This window comes from Actinomyces israelii DSM 43320 (genome assembly GCF_000711965.1).
GTDB lineage: Bacteria > Actinomycetota > Actinomycetes > Actinomycetales > Actinomycetaceae > Actinomyces > Actinomyces israelii.
The window spans coordinates 1-18,109 of record NZ_JONS01000021.1 but is presented as its reverse complement, the minus strand read 5'-3'; the positions used below and the strand labels follow the sequence as shown (position 1 = coordinate 18,109).

Sequence of the window (18,109 nt, the reverse complement as noted above, 5' to 3'; positions counted from 1 at the left end):
TTCAAAGCTGCCCGAGACACACCCGGCAGTCCACCGACCTTGTTTAGCTTCAGCCATACCGCTCAAAAGCATGCGCATATCACTCATCATTAGCTCGCCCCTCCGACGTATCTTTTAAGTCCGCACTTCCAGATCAATCGCGAGAGCGCCAAGAATCCGACAGCAGCGACCAGCAGCGTGACGACCGCACCCCCTGCACCATGGTGCCTCTGGCCGACAGGCTCGCAGCAGGCACCGAGACGCAGAGCAGGATGGGGAATGCGAGGGTCAATATGTCCCGCAGGTAAGATGGGAACACATTCACCGGCCAGCGGCCGGCTTGCTCGTAGAGCTGGTCGAAGGCAGTGAACAGCGCGTCGACACGGATAAGCGTGAATGCGAGGCCAGCCACCGCGTACTGCCAACCTGCCACGCACAGTGACGCGGCGACGAGCGTCGCCAGGAACATCATCACGCTCACCAGAGTGATATCAAGTTGCGGCGAAACAGCAAGGACAAGAACCACACCGGTAATCACGCCCGCGACCGCATCGACCCGGAACACGCGAGCCCCGGAATGGAACTGAGCATCAATAGGCTGGACCACGATATAGTCGAACGAGCCGTCACGGATCATACCGACAACGTCTTGCAGAGAAGGCATCAGACTACACCCCACCACACCCCCGATAATGTGGTGCACGCCCAGAAGCACAACGAGCCCCGCCGAGTCCCAGCCGTTGAGTGACTCAGTATTCAACGCTATGATCAGAATTCCAACGAGTGCTGTCGCCACCGAGAGGATCGATGCGAACAACGCAGCCAACAGATCTGATCTGTATTGCACCAACGTGTGCAGCGCAGCTCGAGCCAAAGCGCGATTGATACGCGTCCACCGCACAGCAGTAGCAGCCACTGACTTCATCACGAGCTCACTCCTTCGTAGTGGCGGACTGCACGCTTATAGATCAGACGGCCTAGCACCCCGAAGATCAAGATCATAACGAGTTGGACCATGATAACACGCAGTCCATCCCTTGATGTAGTCCGCGCAGTAAATATCTCCAGAGGGTACCCTAAGAAGTAAGGAAAAGGGGTAAATTCGCTCGCCGCACGCATCCATGCGGGCAACCGGTCCGGCGGCGCGAAGGCTCCACTTAGAAGGGTGGCGACTGCAAAGTAGAGCGAGTTCAGTCCATCCGTCCGGACCATCCAGAACGCCGCCAACGCCAAGACCCACTCCACTACAAAACGAAGAGCAACAGCAAGGGCGAGGACAACCAGACCGAGCAGCGCACCCGAAATGCTCGGAGGGAGACTGGCACCCATTGCGGCACCAGTAAGAACAGCGCCGGTAAGGACAATTGGAAGACCCACAACCTTGCTGGCAAGCATCGCACAGAGATCCCGATGGAAGGGGTGAACAGGCGTCAGAAGATACGAGGAGAATGTACCCGAAGTGATGCGTTGCCGGTAGTCCCACATCACCCATACCGAGGTCAGGTTGGCGAAAACCGCACCGGCAGTAAAATACAGAGCATAGAAGGAGCGCTCTTGGGCAGACTCCGAAGTCGCGATCCAGACGAATCCGGTAACCAGAGGTTGCAACATGCCAACGAGAGCCCACAGCCACACAGCGCCCTTGTACTCGAGTTCAGAAGAGACCGAAAGTCGGAATTGAGCGCGGTAAAACCGAATCAGTCTCTTTGCATTAGCCATCGGATCACTCACATGCCGCTCTGCTGGTACAGGTCGGCGACCACGTCTTCGGTGCGAGGCTCACCTCGGCTCATCTTGAGCAATGTGACTTGCTCCGACAGCCAATGCAGAACAGGGCCGAACTCGGTCTCGGGAATCACGATCATATACTCGCCCTCACCCGCGTTCTCGAGAGCAAGTCCCCTTGCTGAACAACAGGCTTCGAGAGTGGAAGCGTCCGCAGCGGCAACGCTTACATTAAGTTTACCACCGGGTCTGTGTCGCTCGATCAATCCGCGGAAGGAACCATCATATATTATAGCACCCTCGCCTAGCGCAATCACACGCGGACACAGCTCCTCAATGTCACGTATATTGTGGCTGGTAAGAAGGAGCGATGCCCCCGCTCCTGACAGTAGCGACGCAGGTATGTTCTCAACTGACGTTGCACATCCGGGTCGAGGCCGATTGTAGGCTCGTCGAGGAATAGCATCCGAGGAGCGTGAAGCAGTGCCTTCGCCACCTCGCAGCGCATACGCTCGCCCAATGACAGGCTCCGCGTCGGCTTGGACAGATAGGGCTCGATGCCGAGGGCATCGATGAGACTGGCCAAGCGTGACCGGTAGTCACTATCAGTCACATTGTAGATCGCTTGATGGAGACGGAAGGACTCGACCACCGGAATATCCCACTGCAGTTGACTCTTCTGTCCCATCATCAGTGAAATATCCTGCAGGTACGCGTATCTATGATCGCTAGGAACATAGCCGGCAGCATTAATGCTGCCACGGGTTGGAGCGATAACTCCGGCCAGCATTCGGAGGAGGGTAGTCTTTCCGGCACCATTTCCACCGAGGAGGCCTACGCTCTCACCCGCTGCGACGGTAAAATCCACGTCTCGAATTGCGGTCACCGTTTTATAATGGCTTTTGAATAGGGACGCCACCGCCGACAAAGTCCCCTCTTCCCGCTGCTTGATTCGATACCGCTTCGTAAGTCTTGAGCACCGGATCGAGTGCAACTCGCTCGCCATCTACGATCATCTCCTTATGCTGACGTTCGGCGGAGTATAACAGACTCTTCCCAGTCGCGAGCGTACTCGGCGTCGTGCATCGCCTGGTACTACAGCGCCTGCCACGACCACGTTGTGCCGTCGGGATTGGACTGCCGGGCGCGTCTCGGACAGCCTTGAAATCTGTGCCTCAGGCTGCTTGTCTTGTTGCCCGGTGCTCCTGGTCGGCCTCGCCCTGCGTCCTGCGCCCCAGGGTGGAGTGGAGTCATTTCTGATCGTGTATTCCAGCTCGACCTGGAAGGCAGTATCCCGGACGGCCTTGCTTCTTGCGACGGTGGACCATCTGATAGACCCTCTCATTCTTCAGCGTGGCGCCTGCCGGCTTCCGCCCGGGCACCCGCCCAGCGCACCCCGGTCCTGCCCGTGGAAGCGATGATCTCATATCTCCCCAGATGCTGGGCGAGCTGCTCAGAGGTGTACTGGCACCCCCGGTCCGAGTGGAATCGAGTGGAATACCGTCTCCCCCTGTCGCGTACGGGCACCTGCGGACCGCCATATCGATCGCCTCGCACGACGGAGGTCGGTGCCGCGTGCGGTCACCCCAGTAGCACAGCCCACGACCTTCCTGGGCGCAGCAGCCCGGCAACAGTCGCCAGGCAGATCGAGTCCCTCCCAGGTGCGGATGTACGTGATATCACCCACCCGCCTCGTTCCCGGGCCCACTGGCGGCGGGGGCCCGACGGCCCGGACCAGGTCGGGGCGCGGGCCCGAGCCCGACGGCCCGGGGGTGGTGGCGCCGGGTCCGCAGCCTGGCGGCCCCTAGGCACGCATAATGGAGCGCACCGCCTCCGGGGGCAGGCGGCCGCATTCCGCCGGCACCGCCCAAGACCGCGGTACGGCTCCACCCCGGCGCCCCGCCCCCAACGGCTGACGGCCAGTGGCAAGACATCGCGGGAGGCGCTCTCGCGACCGTCCCCGACCATGACGTGGCAGACTTGCCATGCCCTCCCTTCCCCTCGGAGTTGAAAGAGGCCCTCATGCCCGGCAGTCAACAGCTCATCTCCCAGGTCGTCCTTGAGACGCTGCCGGTGCATCTCGGACGGTACGTGCGCGCACGCCTGCGCAATGAGCGCCCCGAGCATGAGCAGCCCCTTTCAGCAGGGGACGGGGAAGCCCCCGGGCAGCTCGACCTGGACGACCTCTTGTCTCAGATCTACGCGCTCACCGGACACGGACGCGACGGCCGGCCCATTCTCGAGGCCGACCCCGGCCTGTGCAGCAGGCTGACCGACATCCGAGTCGTGCGCGACAGACTCGTCCGCGGTTCGCGCTTCGAACCATCGGAGGTGCCCCTCGTCCTCAGCGAGGTCGCCGAGGTCCTCCGGCTGATCGGCGCCGCACAGGCCGCCGCCGAGGTCCTCCGGCTGATCGGCACCGCACAGGCCGCCGCCGAGGTCACCGCGCGCCTCACCGCCGTTGCAGGACCAGCCCCCCGCTCCCCGGAGCCCGCCGAGAGCCCTGTGCAACCCGACGACGGCGCCGTTGAGAGCACCAAGGGCGCAGCCGCGGAGACGGCAGCGGGTCCCGCCGCCGGAGCCGCAGTGCCGTCCGCACCGGCCCCGGCGGCGGCATCCGCTCTGGACGCGGTGGAGCTCGAGCTCGACGTACCGCCCATCATCTCCTACGCCCATGCCGTGGCGGGGCTGGCTCTTCCGCTCCGCCTGCGCCTGTCCATCGCAGCCCCGCGCCCGTCGGGCGATCCTGTCGACGGTGAGGGGGAGGCCGGCGAAGAGGCCCACACGCAGCGAACCCGTCTCGTTCCCGCCCTCAGCCCGTCATCGGGCTCCCGGTGCCTGACGGATGTGGGGGTGACCGCCGTCGTCGAGAGCGACGGCGAGGCGCTCACCCGGCCCGTCGTGCTCGGCATCGCCCGCCTCACCCCGGACGGCGCAAAGGCGTCCGCGGCACTCGAGCCCGACCGCTCCGCTCTTCTTCAGATCGAGACCCAGACGACCTCCAGCCTGCGCCTGACGCTGAGGTGCGGAGACGAGAGCCGGGAGGTGCTGGTCGAGGGGCCCACCGTCCTCTCGCCGAGGCAGTGGATCCTCAGCGGCCGGTACAGCGACGACGCCGCCACCCTTGCGGCCTTCGTCCAGCCGCAGCAGCCGGTCCTGGCCGCGCTCAGCCGCAGCGCCGCCACGATTCTGGGAGGGCGCACAGGATCCAGCTCGCTGGAGGGATACCAGGGCTCCCCCGAACGGATCCCGCAGATCGTCGAGGCGCTGTGCGACGCCATCCACGACGACGACATCGCCTACGCGGTGCCTCCCACCAGCTGGGGAGAGCACGGACAGCGAGTGCGCACCGCCGAGGACGTCCTCGAAGGACGCCTGGGCACCTGCCTGGACACGACGATCCTCATGGCGAGCGTGCTGGAGTATCTCAGCATCGAGCCGCTCATTGTGGTCCTGCCCGGGCATGCGCTCATCGGCTACTGGAGGGCGGAAAAGCACATATCCGAGGATCTGGCGATGCCCGGCTGGGAGCTGCTCAACCAGATCGACCGTGGCGAGATCGGTCTTATCGAGACCACAATGCTGACAGAACGGCGTCGATCCTCCCTCGCGCAGATGCACTCGGCGGCCCGACAGAGGATCGGGGCGGATGCGGCGGCCGTCGATGTCATCATTCCGGTCCGCGAGGCCCGCAACCGCGGCATTATCCCCATGCCCCTGCGCAGCCGTTCCGAGGACGGCGGCGTCACCGAGATCGAGTACGTCGCGGCGCCGCGGCCCGATGTTCTCGTCATTCCCGACGAGGCGCCGGCTCGGGCCCGGCGCAGACCGGCACGCAGGAAGGCCCCCGACCGGGTCGAGGAGTGGAAAGCCCGGCTGCTGGACCTCAGCCTTCGCAACCGCCTCATCAACTGCTCCGACTCCGCCATCAGGAACCACAAGATCGTCGAGCTGGCCGTGCCCGAGGCGGTCATCGGCGACTTCGAGGACCTCGTCAACGCCGACCGGGTCATCACTCTGCGGCAGGCGGGCGAAAGGGCGGCGCTCGTGCGCAACGCCGGAGGGCTGTTCCGCGATGAGCTCGACCCGCCCCGGCTCGCTCCAAGGCTCAGTGATCACAGGGAGGTCGAGGTCGATCTCTCCGAGGACGTCTACGACACGATACTGCGACGCCTGCGCTCCACGGCGCGGACCCTGGCCGAGGAGACCGGCGCCAACAATCTCTATCTCGCCCTCGGCTCACTCGTCTGGGAGAGCAAGGGGCGGCGGGTGCGCTCCCCTCTCGTGTTCATCCCCGTGGATCTTGAAAGGCGCTCGGCCCGCAGCCCCTTCCGCCTGAGAATCGACCCGTCCGGGTCCACGGTGCCGAACTACTCTCTCATCGAGAGGCTGCGCGCCGACCTCAACCTGGACCTGACCGAGCTCAGCGAGCCGGAGGAGGACGGGGCCGGAATTGACCTCAAGGGGCTGTTCGGCGTCGTCCGGCGGGTTCTGGCGGAGGACAAGCTGCCTTTCCATATCGAGGCCACGACCTATCTCGGAATCTTCCAGTTCGGCACCTTCCGGCTGTGGAAGGACCTCGAGGAGTCCTGGGAGTCCATCGCCCGGAACCCCCTGGTCGGCCACCTCATTGATTCTCCGAACACGGAGTTCCACGACCCCGCGGCGAATACACCCGTCCCGGGTCTTGAGGAGCTGATCCCCAGGCTCCCGGTTCCCGCCGACGCGTCTCAAACAGAGGTTGTCGCCAGGGCCCTGGCCGGAAGGACCCTCGTCGTCGAAGGGCCTCCCGGCACGGGCAAGTCGCAGACGATCACCAACGTCATCGTCAGCGCGGTCGCGCAGGGGCGCCGCGTCCTGTTCGTCGCGGAGAAGCGGGCCGCCCTCGACGTCGTCTCCAGGCGGCTCCAGAAGGCTGACATCGGCGATCTCGTCCTCGACCTCCACAGCCGCCGTCAGGCCCCCGACGCCGTGCGCCGAAAGATCCTGCGGGCGATGGACATGGAAACCCATCCCGACCGGATCAGTCTCACGGCAAAATCCGGTGTCGCCGACAGCTACCGGCGTCGGCTCTCCGGCTACTGGGAGGCCCTTCACCGCCGCAACTCGGCCGGCCTCTCGTTCTACGACGCCCACGCATCCGAGCTCGCCTACGGTCTGGGACGCACGGCCCTGGCCATCGAGCCCGCGGTGCTCGGCAGGCTGACGCGCGACGACGTCGCCTCCCTGCACAATTCCGTACCGCGCCTCATGGAGTGTCTCCAGGACTACGGCGATGTCCTGGGTCCCGAACCCTCTCCGCTCAACAATCCGGTTCCCGATGCCGCGCTCGGGGACATTCTCGGCCGCGTCGAGGCGCTCATGGGAGTGATGGAGCAGGATGACGGGAAGCTGCTCGCCGCGGTCCGGACTCTTCCGGACAGCTACTGGGACAAGGCAGCCGCCGCCCTGGAGGACCCGTCGCTCAATACCGCCCGGCTCAACATGGTCGCCCAGCCGGACTGGCAGAGGGCGGCACGGTGGCTCATGGGAGAGCTGACGGCGGAGCTGTCCGCCGCGCACCCGGCGCTCCGGTACTACCTGCCCAGCGTCCTGAATGAGGATCTTCAGTCGGTGCGCAGCTCGCTCATTGATGCAAAGAATTCGTTCTTCGGCAAGACGAGAAAGTCCGAGAGGGCGCTCGGCGCACTCGCCGCTCATCGGACCGCCGTCCCGATGCCGCAGAACGGAGCGGAGCTGCTCGCCGTCGTCGACGAGCTCATCCGTCTGGCAGCCCGCAAAGACGCGCTGAGCCGATGCCGCACCGAGCTTCTTCCCGAAGAGGCCGCATGGATCGGGCAGTGGACGCCCTTCGACCGGTCCGCGTGCCAGGGCGCCATCGGCGTCCTCGATCGACTTCTGGGGATGTCCGAGCTCGGGACGCCGCCGGAGAGGCAGGCGGGGCCCGCCCAGGAGACGGTCGCCTCGCTGCTCGCAGTCCCCGACAGGCGCGCAACGGCAACGTGGCTGCGCAACTACACCGCCGCCTTCCGGGCACTTGCGCGGGACTCGCGCATTCTCACAGCATCGCCAGTGCTCGACTCGCTGCGTGGTCTCGGCTCGGCCTCCGCGCGTGAGCGCCATCTGCGCGGGCACAACGTTTTTCTCACCGCCGGAGCGGAGTTCCGACGCGTCGGCCTGGACGGATGCCTGAACCAGATGCTGCGCGGGCAGGTCGCGACCGAGCTCCCCAGTGCGCTCGACCTGGGTCTTGTGCACGCGTCTCTCGAGCTGCAGGGCGCCAGGGGCGCCCTGCGCTCCTTCTCCGCCGACAACCAATACGGATACGTCCGCAGCTACGCCAGAACACTCGACGAGATGCGCCCACTGCTCCCCCCAGTCCTCGTCTCCGATGCGCTGGCGGCGCGGGCGCGCATCGCGACCGAGGAAAGAGCCCGAATGGCCGCGCTGCGTCGCGCGCTCGAGCGCAAGCGGGGAAAGCGCAGGATCCGCGACCTGGTCGGGGAGTTCGGCGACCTCATCACCGCGCTCACGCCCTGCGTCCTCATGTCGCCCGATTCCGTCGCGAGATTCTTCCCGGCCGACAGGCAGGACTTCGATCTCGTCGTCTTCGACGAGGCCTCCCAGATCACGGTCGCAGCCGCTGTCGGAGCGATGGGCCGCGGGCGTTCCGTCGTCGTCTGCGGAGACTCGCGGCAGATGCCGCCCACCTCGTTTGCCGAGCTCTCCCGCGATGAGGATCCCGACGACGAGCCGCTGGACGAGGAATCCATACTCAGCGAGTGCGTGGCCGCTCACGTCCCGCGGCTATGGCTCTCCTGGCACTACCGCAGTCGGGTCGAGGGTCTGATCGCCTTCTCCAACAAGTCCTACTACCAGGGCAGGCTCTCCTCCTTCCCGAGCCCGGTCGCCGCCGAGAGGGATCCCGGACAGACAGGCTTCGGAATCAGCCTGCGCCGCGTCAATGGGCAATTCATCCGCTCGGTTCCGAGAGGGCAGTCCAGGCGCTTCTTCCGGACCAACTCCGCCGAGGCGGAGGCGATCGTCGACGAGATCCGGCGGCGTTTCGCGCAGGCGGGCGGATCGACCCCCTCGCTGGGTGTGATCACGTTCAATACGCAGCAGCGCGATCTCATCGAGACCCGCCTGCGCGACCTCGACGACCAGAAGATCACGGCATCCTTGGACGCCGACGAGGGCATCTTTGTCAAGAACCTCGAGAATGTTCAGGGAGACGAGCGGGACACGATCCTCTTCTCTGTCGCGTTCTCGGCCAATGAGCGCGGCGATATTCCACTGAATTTCGGACCGCTCAATCGTCAGGGCGGCGAGCGCCGCCTCAATGTGGCGATCACACGGGCCAGGAGGCAGGTCATCGTCTTCTGCTCCTTCGCGCCCGCACAGCTCCAGGCGGAGCGAAGCGAGTCCAGGGGCCTCCAGGACCTCAAGAGGTACCTCGTCCTCGCCGAGCAGGGCACTCGGACCCTGGTGGGGAAGACCTTCGGCGCAGGTGTACCCGACCGTCATCGCGAAGACGTGGCTCAGGCGCTGCGCGAGGCTGGGATGACGGTCACCACCGACGTGGGCCTGTCCGACTTCCGGATTGATCTCGTCCTGGCCCGGGCGGAGGAGCCGCATGTGCCGCTGGTCGCCGTCCTTCTCGACGGCCTCGGCTGGAGCGAGCGCCGTACGGTGTACGACCGCGACGTTCTGCCGGTCAGGGTGCTCAGCCAGATGCTCGATTGGCCGTGCGTCGAACGGCTGTGGCTTCCGCAGTGGCTGCAGGACCGCGACGGTGTCATCGCGCATCTGTGCCAGGCGGTCGACAGAGCGGCGGAGAAGGTCACGGGCCGGCGCCGGTCGGAGGAGATCGCGCCAGACGACGCCGCCAAGCGCCCGAAGACGGAAAGCCCGTCTCCGGCGGCGGGCGGAGACGACGGAGCGGTCGAGGAGAGCCGTGGCGGCGAGCATATCGCCGCACTCCGGCCCGCCATGGCTGCGCCGTTGCAGTCGGCCCCGCCGCCAGAGGAAGCTGCAAGCCCAGGCACCACGAGCCCTGACACCGGCGGGCCCCGGCGAACCGGCCCGGCCTGTTCTCCCGACCCAGGCGTCCGAACCGGTCGGGACCTCACCGCGGTCACCGACTTCGTCCCCGCTTCGCCGACTCCGCGGGGCCCGCGCGAGGTTCTCGACGCGGCGAGCACGGACAGGGAGTCCGTGGAGCTCCTTCACGCCGCTGCGCGCGAGATATGCGAAGCCGAGTTCCCGATCGAGCAGCGCCGATTCCTGTCCCTCGTGTGCGCCGCCTTCGGGCTGAGGAGGATGACGGCGTCGCGCGAGAAGAAGGTTCGCGCCCTTCTGCGAGGATCGGGCTGCTCCGTGGACGACTATGGATTCGTCTGGCCCGAGAACACGGATCAGTCTCTGCTGACCGGCTACCGACGTGACGCATTCGACTACCTGTCTCTTAAGGAGATCCACCCGCACGAGCTCGAGAACTACATTCGCAGCGTCCTCTTGCGAACACCGCCGGACGCAGACGAGGAGACGGTTCTTCGTGCCGTCTTCGATGGCCTAGGAGTACGGGCGCATCGCCTGACCGCGCCGGTGCGCCAGACGCTCGAAGGCGCGATCCTCAGGGTCAGGAGACGCCAGACCGCCGGCTGACGACGCTGAAAGCCCGGGTCGTGATCCGCCCCTTCCTGTGGACCGCTGGCGCTTACTACGCTTCTTTGTCCCTTACTACGCTCCTTTTCCTCGTACAGTAAGGGACAAAGGAGCGTAGTAAGCACTGAGGCTGCCCGGAGAAGAGGGTCGCGCGCGGGAGAGGCGGGATCGGCTCGTGGCTGCGCAGGGACTCGGCAGTGGGTTCAAGGGGGCAGGTGGCCCTTGAGGTGGCCTGCGAAGGACCGGACTGTCGCGGAGGTGACGAGATCCTGCGGCCCGGTGCCGCAGGCGGTGGGGGCTGAGTCAGGAAACAGGGGGAAGGACCACTCGGGGTCCGCTGAGGCAGAGGTGAGCGCGGGGCAGTCGGCGGGGAGCGGGAGGCTGAAAAACACCAAGCAGTCCACGTCCGGGCAGGGCCCAGCGCCGAAAGCGCGCGGGACCCTTACTCCCCGCAGGGCGACGGCGCCCGAGCAGGCACCCGGTGGGCGTCCTGAACCGATCCCGGTGCGGAACTGAACCGATCTCGACGAAAGGGCGGGCGCGGGACGCAGACCGCGGAGCTACCTATTGACTGAAGCAAGCTATTGACCGGGCGGTCGCGAGAACCTATTATTGAGACGTTTCAATGACGAGCAACCGGAGACTCCGTGGACACCGACTCCAGCACCCAGCGCCCGATTCTCACGACCATCCGCCCGACCGTCCCCGAGCCCGAGATCACCGCCGCAGCCCTGCCCGACCCCGTCGGCCCCCTCGCCGCCCCCGACCATCTGCGTCTGGAGCAGTACCTGCCCGGTGACGTCCTGGGCGGCGCCCGCCCCGCGCCGCGCATCTCCTGGGAGATCGCCTCCGCCCCGGCCGGCTGGCGGCCCGCCGCCGCCGAGCTCGAGATCACCCGCACCGACCTGGCCGGCACCCCGCTCGCCGCCCCCGAGCGCCTCCCCCTGGCGGCCGCCGACGGCGTCCTGGTCGCCTGGCCCGCCGCCCCGCTGGGCTCCCGCGAGCGCGTCGTCCTGCGCGTGCGCGTGACGGGCCGGATCGTCGTGGCGCCCGCCGCGCCCGGCGCCACGACGTCGCCCGACACCGCCCCCGGCCCCTGCGGCGCAGCCGAAGCCGGCGCGCCCGACGGAACGACCGCCCTCGGTGCCGCTGACGTTCCATCCGGCGAGGCCCCCGGCGACGCCCCCGCCGCCGGTGCCGCCGGCGCCCCCGGGGGCGGCGCCCCCGTCGCCACCGGCTGGTCCGCCCCGGTCGTCTACGAGACCGGGCTCCTCGCCCCCGAGGACTGGCGGGCCTTGCCCGTGGGCCCCGCCTGGCCGGAGAACCCTGGCTCCGACCGCCGTCCGCCGCGCGTGCGCCGCGAGTTCGAGGTGACCTCGCCGGTCGTCGCCGCCCGCGCCTACGTCAGCGCCCACGGCCTCATCCGCGCCGAGCTCGACGGCGTGCGCATCGGCGCCGACGAGCTCGTCCCCGGCTGGACCGTCTACGGCGAGCGGCTCGTGGCCCGCGCCTACGACGTGACCGAGACGCTCCTGGCCCCTCGCGGGGCCGGCGCCCCGTCCGACTCGGCAGGCTCAACCGGCGCCCCCGACCCCGCCCGCGGGGCCGGCGCCGGCCGCCACGCCCTGGGCGCCCAGCTCGCCGACGGCTGGTACCGCGGTCACATCGGCTTCGACGGCGGCTACCGCAACCTATACGGCGAGGACGTCGCCGCCATTGTCCAGCTCGAGCTCACCCACGCCGACGGCTCGCGGTCGGTGGTCGCCACCGACGCCTCCTGGCGGGCGGGCGCGGGCGAGATCCTCTTCACCGGCCTGTACGAGGGCGAGACCGTCGACGCCCGCCTCGCCTCCCCCGGCTGGTCCTCCCCCGGCTTCGACGACTCCGGCTGGTCCCCGGTCGCCGTCGGCGACTCCGACGCCGGGCGCCTGGTCATGCCCGTCGACGCGCCCGTGCGCACCGCCGAGACCCTCCGGCCGGTCGCCGTCGCCGTCCAGGAGCGCCACCTCCTGCGCCTGGGCGAGGTCGAGGTCGAGACCGCCCCCGAACGAGTGCTCATCGACTTCGGGCAGAACATCTCCGGGCGCCTGCGCATCCGCGTGGCCGGACCCGCGGGCGCCACCGTCACCCTGCGCCACGCCGAGGTCCTGGAGGACGGGGCTCTGGGCACCCGCCCCCTGCGCGGGGCCGCCGCGACCGACACCTACACGCTCGCCGGCGACGGCGTGGAGGAGTGAGAGCCGGCCTTCACCATCCACGGCTTCCGCTACGCCGACGTCGCCGGCTGGCCCGGCGGCGCCCGGGCGGCCGCCGCCGCGATCGCGGACGGGGCGGTGCGCGCCGTCGTCGTCCACACCGACATGGAGCGCCTGGGCGCCTTCGCCTGCTCCGATGAGCGCGTGACCCGCCTGCACGAGAACTCGCGCTGGTCCATGCGCGACAACTTCGTGGCCATCCCCACCGACTGCCCGCAACGCGACGAGCGCCTGGGCTGGACGGGCGACATCCAGGCCTTCGCGCCCGCCGCCGCCTTCCACTACAGCTGCGCGGGCCTGCTCACCTCCTGGCTGACGGACCTGGCCATCGAGCAGGAGGCCCACGGCACCGTCCCGTGGTACGTGCCCGTCATCCCGGGGGGCCTGTGGACCCCGCCGCGGCCAGCGGCCGTGTGGGGCGACGCCGCCACGGTGGTGCCCTGGGAGCTGTACCGCGCCACCGGCGACCTGGGCCTGCTGGCCGCCCAGTACGACTCGGCGCGCGCCTGGGTGGACCTGGTGGACTCCCTGGCCGGCGACGACCACGTGTGGGAGACCGGCCTCCAGCTGGGCGACTGGCTCGACCCCTCGGCCCCGCCGGACAACCCCATGCGGGCCATGACCGACCCCCACCTGGTGGCCACGGCCTTCTTCGCCCGCTCCGCCCGCATCGTCTCGCAGTGGGCGGCCGAGCTCGGCAGAGCGGACGACGCCGCGCGCTACGGCGAGCTGGCGGACGCCGTCGGCGAGGCCTTCCGGACCCGCTTCACCGACGGCGCTGGGCGCATGACCTCGCACTCGCAGTGCGCCTACGCCCTGGCCATCGCCTTCGACCTGTGTGGGGACGAGCAGCGCCGCGCCGCCGCCGGGCGGCACCTGGCGGACCTGGTGGAGGCCTCGGGCGGGAACGTCGCCACGGGTTTCGCGGGCACCCCGGTGCTCACCGCGGCCCTGTCGGCGACCGGTCACGCCGAGGCCGCCTACCGGCTGCTCATGGAGACCTCCTGCCCGTCCTGGCTCTACGCGGTGACCATGGGGGCGACCACGACGTGGGAGCGCTGGGACTCCATGCTCCCGGACGGGTCGATCAACCCCGGCGGCATGACGAGCTTCAACCACTACGCCCTGGGCGCCGTGGCCGCCTGGCTGCAGCGGACGGTGGGCGGCCTGGCCCCGGCCGAGCCCGGCTACCGCGTCATTGACGTCGCCCCCGTCCCCGGCGGCGGGCTGAGGGCGGCCGAGTCCGTCCACCGCACGCCCTACGGCTGGGCGGCCTCGTCCTGGAGGCTCGACGACGACGGGCGCCTGGAGCTGGACGTGGTCGTGCCGGTGGGGGCCACGGCGCGGGTGACGCTGCCGGGTCGGTCCGGCGAACCTCCCGCCGGACCGGTCGTGCTCGGCCACGGCCGCCACCACCTGGCGGGCTGAGCGGGCTCCCGGACGACGGGCGAGCCGGGCGGCGCCCCGGCCGGCAGCCCGATAATCGAGGGGTGCGGCGGCCTGCACCGCCGCACCCCCGCTACCGACCGGAGGACAGGAGCCCCGCATGACCAGCACCGACCAGTCCGCCCCCGAGATCCCGGACGTCCCCGACTCCTTCCGCGCGGCCCTCATGCTGCCCGCTCCCGGTGGCGCGGCCTCGCGCGCCGTCCACGAGGTCCTCGAGGTCCCCGCTCCGGACGGCACAGTCCTGCGGGCCGACGTCGTGCGCCCCGACGACGGCGCCGCCCACCCGGTCCTGCTCGCCCGCTGCCCCTACCTGGGGGCGTGGCGGCCCATGATCGCCGCGGCCGCCGGCGCGGACCCGCACGAGCCCGGGCTCATGGCCGCCGCCGTCGGCATGCAGGCCTCGGTGGGCCTGGACCGGGCCATCGAGGAGGGTTTCGCGGTCGTCGCCCAGGCCTGCCGCGGCACGGACATCTCCGAGGGCGGCTTCCGCTTCTACGCCGACGAGGCCTCCGACGGCGTCGCCACCCGCGAGGCCCTGGCAGCCCTGCCCTGGTGCGACGGGCGAGTCCTCACCTTCGGCCAGTCCTACGTGTCCACCACCCAGCTGACCGCGGCCCTGGCCTCCACCGAGCACCTGGCGGCCATGGCGCCGTGGGTCGCCCCCTCCACCTACGACGACGACCTCGCCATGCGCGGCGGCATCCTCCTGGAGGGCCCCGCCTACGAGTGGGCCCGTCAGCAGGTGCGCACGGGCCTGGCGCACGACGGGGAGCCGGACGCGCCCCAGGACTCCCTGCCCGAGCCGTTGGAGGACTTCACCCCCTTCCTGGAGCGCGTCGGCATCGCCGAGGCCGCCCGACGGCTCGCCCGGGCCCACGGCGCCGGCACGCACGTCGCCGACTGGCTCGCCCACCCGCTGCGCGACGCCTACTGGAGGTCCGTCGCCTACCCCCGGGAGGGGCTCGCCGGCCTCGACGTGCCGGCCCTCCACCTGGCGGGCTGGTACGACCTGTTCCTCGGCGGCACCCTGCGCAGCTACCGGGCCATGGCCGCGGGCCCGGCCGGCAAGCGCCAGCGGCTCGTCATCGGCCCGTGGACGCACCTGGCCTTCGACGGCCGCCTCGCCGGGCGCTCCTTCCCCGGCGGAGGGACGCGCGAGCTGGGCCTGGGCGAGCTGACCCTGGACTTCTGGAAGGCGAGTATCGGGGACGCCGCGGCCGCCGCCCGTCTGCCCCGCGATCCCGTGCGCGTCTACATCATGGGCGCCGACCGCTGGATCGACCTGCCCGCCTGGCCGGCGCCGGACGCCGTCGCCGGCGTCTGGCGGCTCGCCGACGACGGCGCCCTGCTCGCGCCCGACGACGGGCGGCCCGCCGCGGGGAGCACGTCCTGGACCCACAACCCGGCCGACCCGGTGCCCGCCGAGGGCGGCCAGATGCTCATGGGCCCTGCCGAGAACGCGGGCCCGCACGACCAGCGCGGCATCGAGGCGCGCGACGACGTCGTCGTATTCACCACCCCGGTGCTGGCCGAGCCGGTCACGGTGCTCGGGCCGGTGCGCCTGCGCGCCCAGGTCGCCGCCGACGCCGAGGACGCCCACCTGCACGCCGCCCTGGCCGAGGTCCTCCCGGACGGCACGTCGGTCCTGCTGACCGACGGGGCGCTGCGCCTGTCGGCACGCGGCGGACCGGACCGCCGCGACCCGCTCGTCCCGGGCGAACCCGTCGAGGTCGAGATCGACATGTGGGCCACCGGGGTGCACGTCCCGGCCGGCCACCGGCTGCGCCTGGACCTGGCGGGCTCGTGCTGGCCGCGCTACGCCGTCGCCGACCCGGCCGGCGGAGCGCCCGTCCGCCTCACCGTCCTGCACGACGCCGAGCACCCCAGCGAGCTGGTCCTGCCGCTCATCGACCTGGGCGCCCACCCCGCAGCCCTCTGACGGCCCGTCCGGCGTCTTCCCTCCCCCTTCGCCGAGATCGGTCGTATTCCGTGCCGAGATCGGTCCAGTTCCGGCTCGAGATCGGTTCCGGCCGGGGCTCGACGGCGCCGTCAGGCGCGTCATGGCACTAGACTCGCCGGTGACGCACGACGACGGGGCACCGTCGCTCGTGCGTTTCCCCTGTTGCGGCCCCGGGGCGGGAATGCTCCGGGGACTCGATCCAGAAGGAGGCTCCATGTTTCTCGAGAAGCTCTTCGCCCTCGCCTCCGAGGCCGCTCACGAGGAGGCCGAGCGCATAATCGCCGACGAGAAGTGCGCGCAGCAGCGCCGTCAGGAGCCTCGAACGACGGCCTCCGCCACGAGCGGCGACAAGGGCGGGGCGCCGGCCCGCTGGTGACCGGCGCCCCGCCCGCCGGCGCGGCGTCAGCACGGCGGAGGGCCCCGCCCCCGGCCCGGCCGCGATCGGGCGCGGCCCATAGATATACGGAAGAACAGAGGGCCGCGCGCCCCGCCGGAGTGGTCCCGGCGGGGCGCGCGGCCCTGATGCGCATCGGTACGCGTCAGCGGCCCTGGACCAGTGAGGTGATCCGGGTCATGAACTCCTCCAGGAAGCGGTCGACGTCGACGCCGACGGCGACGCGGCTGGTCTTGCGGGGGTCGTTGAGGCGGGCCACGTCCCCGATGGTCCGCCCGCGGGTCGGGCCCTCGACGTCAACCTGGAGGTTGATGGGCAGGGTGGTGACGAGGCCGGGGTCGATGGCGACGCCGACGGCGAGCGGGTCGTGCAGGCCGCAGCCGCCCAGGCCCGGGGCTGTGGTCTCGTAGGCCTTGATGTAGTAGTCGGTCATGTCGGCCAGGAACGTGCCGGCCGGCGTCCCCAGGTCGCGCCAGCGGCGCGTGTGCTCGTAGGTGAGCAGGGTCTGCAGGGTCACGTCCAGGCCGATCATGGTGGCGTCGATGCCGGAGCGGAACACGACGTCGGCGGCGTCGGGGTCCTGGTTGATGTTGGCCTCGGCCCAGGGGCTGACGTTCCCGGACACGGTCAGGGCGCCGCCCATGAGGACGACCCGAAGGCGGTCGGCCAGGCCCGGGTCGCGCTCCAGGGCGGCGGCGAGGTTGGTCAGCGGTCCGGTGGGGACGTAGACGAGCTCCTCGCCGTAGCGGCGCGAGGCCTCGATCATGAAGTCGACGGCGCCTGTGGCGGCGGCGCTGCGCCTGGAGGGGGCGACGTCGACCTCGCCGACCCCGTTGCGGCCGTGGATGAAGGCGGAGATCTCCATGACGGCGAAGTCCTCGGTGGCCGAGGAGTGGGGCAGGCCCGGGTAGACCGGCACGGAGCCCGCGCCGAGGGCGTCGAGGACCGCCAGGGAGTTGCGCACCGAGTCCTTCATGAGGACGTTGCCGTAGGTGGCGGTGATGCCGATGAGCTCGGCCTCGGGGCTGCCGAGCGCGTAGGCGATTGCGAGGGCGTCGTCGATGCCGGTGTCCAGGTCGAGGATGAGTTTCTTGGTCATGAGCGTTTCTCCTTATCTCTCGTCGTTCACCAGACGAAGATGCCGACAATGCCGGCGGACATGAGGGACACGAGGATTCCGGACAGAAGCATGCGGCCGACGTTCTTGGCGACCAGGTCGTTGCGCTCCTTGTCGACGAGCCCCTTGAAGCAGCCGATGATCATGCCCAGCGTGCCGAAGTTGGCGAAGGACGTCAGGAACACGGTCAGGACGGCCTGGTAGTGGCGCGCGTAGCCCGTCACCTCACCGCTGATCTGCCCCATGGCGACGAACTCGTTGGTGACGATGGCCGGAATTAAACAAAATGGCATTCTGGGGCAACTGCTGCGGGATTCCTGGTTGGCGTCTGCGGAGCACCTGGTATAGGATAGTCTCATGCGGATCGGCATGACGGACGAGGAACGGGACATCCTCATCAGGTGGAAGAAGCGTTCAGACACCTACAGGCTGGTGAGAATGAAGGCGGAGGCGATTGTGTACGCTGCCCGCGGCGTCGGCCTGGATATTATCGCGGAGATGGTCGAGCGGGCCGAGGGGACGGTACGTGAGTGGCTGTCGGAATGGCGGAGATACAGGATGGG

The 18,109-nt window shown here is 69.2% G+C and carries 11 protein-coding genes and 1 pseudogene; 6 read left to right on the top strand and 6 right to left on the bottom strand.

Annotated features, from left to right (window positions below):
* Positions 1-133 precede the first annotated feature (133 nt).
* The 4 genes from O145_RS08755 to O145_RS17295 all read right to left on the bottom strand — a co-directional run bounded on the left by O145_RS08755 (position 134) and on the right by O145_RS17295 (position 2,710).
* Positions 134-904, bottom strand: coding sequence for an ABC-2 family transporter protein (locus tag O145_RS08755; RefSeq protein WP_229118469.1), 771 nt, complete (start codon positions 902-904; stop codon positions 134-136).
* Positions 904-1,614, bottom strand: coding sequence for an ABC transporter permease (locus O145_RS17300; RefSeq protein ID WP_169740332.1), 711 nt, complete (start codon positions 1,612-1,614; stop codon positions 904-906). Before O145_RS17300 ends, O145_RS08755 begins: the two co-directional genes overlap by 1 nt.
* A gap of 92 nt (positions 1,615-1,706) precedes the next feature.
* Positions 1,707-1,838, bottom strand: a complete 132-nt coding sequence (locus O145_RS19575; protein ID WP_267489925.1) for a hypothetical protein — start codon at positions 1,836-1,838, stop codon at positions 1,707-1,709.
* Between the two features lie 179 nt (positions 1,839-2,017).
* Entirely contained in the window at positions 2,018-2,710 is a 693-nt protein-coding gene (locus O145_RS17295) for an ATP-binding cassette domain-containing protein (RefSeq protein WP_084682484.1), read from the bottom strand.
* 1,016 nt (positions 2,711-3,726) lie between these two features.
* Here O145_RS17295 and O145_RS08745 point away from each other — a divergent pair.
* The 5 genes from O145_RS08745 to O145_RS18120 all read left to right on the top strand — a co-directional run bounded on the left by O145_RS08745 (position 3,727) and on the right by O145_RS18120 (position 16,411).
* A complete protein-coding gene (locus O145_RS08745) occupies positions 3,727-10,371 on the top strand; it encodes a DUF4011 domain-containing protein (protein WP_052374885.1) in 6,645 nt (2,214 codons plus the stop codon).
* A 647-nt stretch (positions 10,372-11,018) separates the two neighbouring features.
* On the top strand, positions 11,019-12,608 hold the full coding sequence (locus O145_RS19160) for a family 78 glycoside hydrolase catalytic domain (RefSeq protein ID WP_229118463.1): 1,590 nt from the start codon (positions 11,019-11,021) through the stop codon (positions 12,606-12,608).
* Between the two features lie 96 nt (positions 12,609-12,704).
* Entirely contained in the window at positions 12,705-14,054 is a 1,350-nt protein-coding gene (locus tag O145_RS19155) for an alpha-L-rhamnosidase-related protein (RefSeq protein WP_229118462.1), read from the top strand.
* A 118-nt stretch (positions 14,055-14,172) separates the two neighbouring features.
* Positions 14,173-16,014, top strand: coding sequence for a CocE/NonD family hydrolase (locus O145_RS08735; protein WP_043562306.1), 1,842 nt, complete (start codon positions 14,173-14,175; stop codon positions 16,012-16,014).
* A gap of 235 nt (positions 16,015-16,249) precedes the next feature.
* Positions 16,250-16,411 (top strand): hypothetical protein, encoded by a 162-nt coding sequence (locus O145_RS18120; RefSeq protein ID WP_156966674.1) that lies wholly within the window; start codon positions 16,250-16,252, stop codon positions 16,409-16,411.
* 163 nt (positions 16,412-16,574) lie between these two features.
* On the opposite strand, the gene O145_RS08730 is transcribed toward O145_RS18120, so the two are convergent.
* Together O145_RS08730 and O145_RS08725 are read right to left on the bottom strand one after the other, a co-directional pair.
* Positions 16,575-17,528 (bottom strand): nucleoside hydrolase, encoded by a 954-nt coding sequence (locus tag O145_RS08730; RefSeq protein ID WP_043562305.1) that lies wholly within the window; start codon positions 17,526-17,528, stop codon positions 16,575-16,577.
* A 26-nt stretch (positions 17,529-17,554) separates the two neighbouring features.
* Positions 17,555-17,905, bottom strand: coding sequence for a nucleoside transporter C-terminal domain-containing protein (locus tag O145_RS08725; protein ID WP_229118461.1), 351 nt, complete (start codon positions 17,903-17,905; stop codon positions 17,555-17,557).
* On the opposite strand from O145_RS08725, the pseudogene O145_RS08720 reads away from it, so the two are divergent.
* Positions 17,904-18,109: pseudogene (locus O145_RS08720) on the top strand (helix-turn-helix domain-containing protein); the annotation flags it as partial. The gene O145_RS08725 and the pseudogene O145_RS08720 sit on opposite strands and share 2 nt — an antisense overlap.

Bases quoted from the DNA above. Each gene is read 5' to 3' on its own strand.
- O145_RS08755 (WP_229118469.1), bottom strand. From the start codon at position 904: ATGAAGTCAGTGGCTGCTACTGCTGTGCGGTGGACGCGTATCAATCGC.
- O145_RS17295 (WP_084682484.1), bottom strand. From the start codon at position 2,710: ATGGCGAGCGAGTTGCACTCGATCCGGTGCTCAAGACTTACGAAGCGG.
- O145_RS08745 (WP_052374885.1), top strand. From the start codon at position 3,727: ATGCCCGGCAGTCAACAGCTCATCTCCCAGGTCGTCCTTGAGACGCTG.
- O145_RS08735 (WP_043562306.1), top strand. From the start codon at position 14,173: ATGACCAGCACCGACCAGTCCGCCCCCGAGATCCCGGACGTCCCCGAC.
- O145_RS18120 (WP_156966674.1), top strand. From the start codon at position 16,250: ATGTTTCTCGAGAAGCTCTTCGCCCTCGCCTCCGAGGCCGCTCACGAG.
- O145_RS08730 (WP_043562305.1), bottom strand. From the start codon at position 17,528: ATGACCAAGAAACTCATCCTCGACCTGGACACCGGCATCGACGACGCC.
- O145_RS08725 (WP_229118461.1), bottom strand. From the start codon at position 17,905: ATGAGACTATCCTATACCAGGTGCTCCGCAGACGCCAACCAGGAATCC.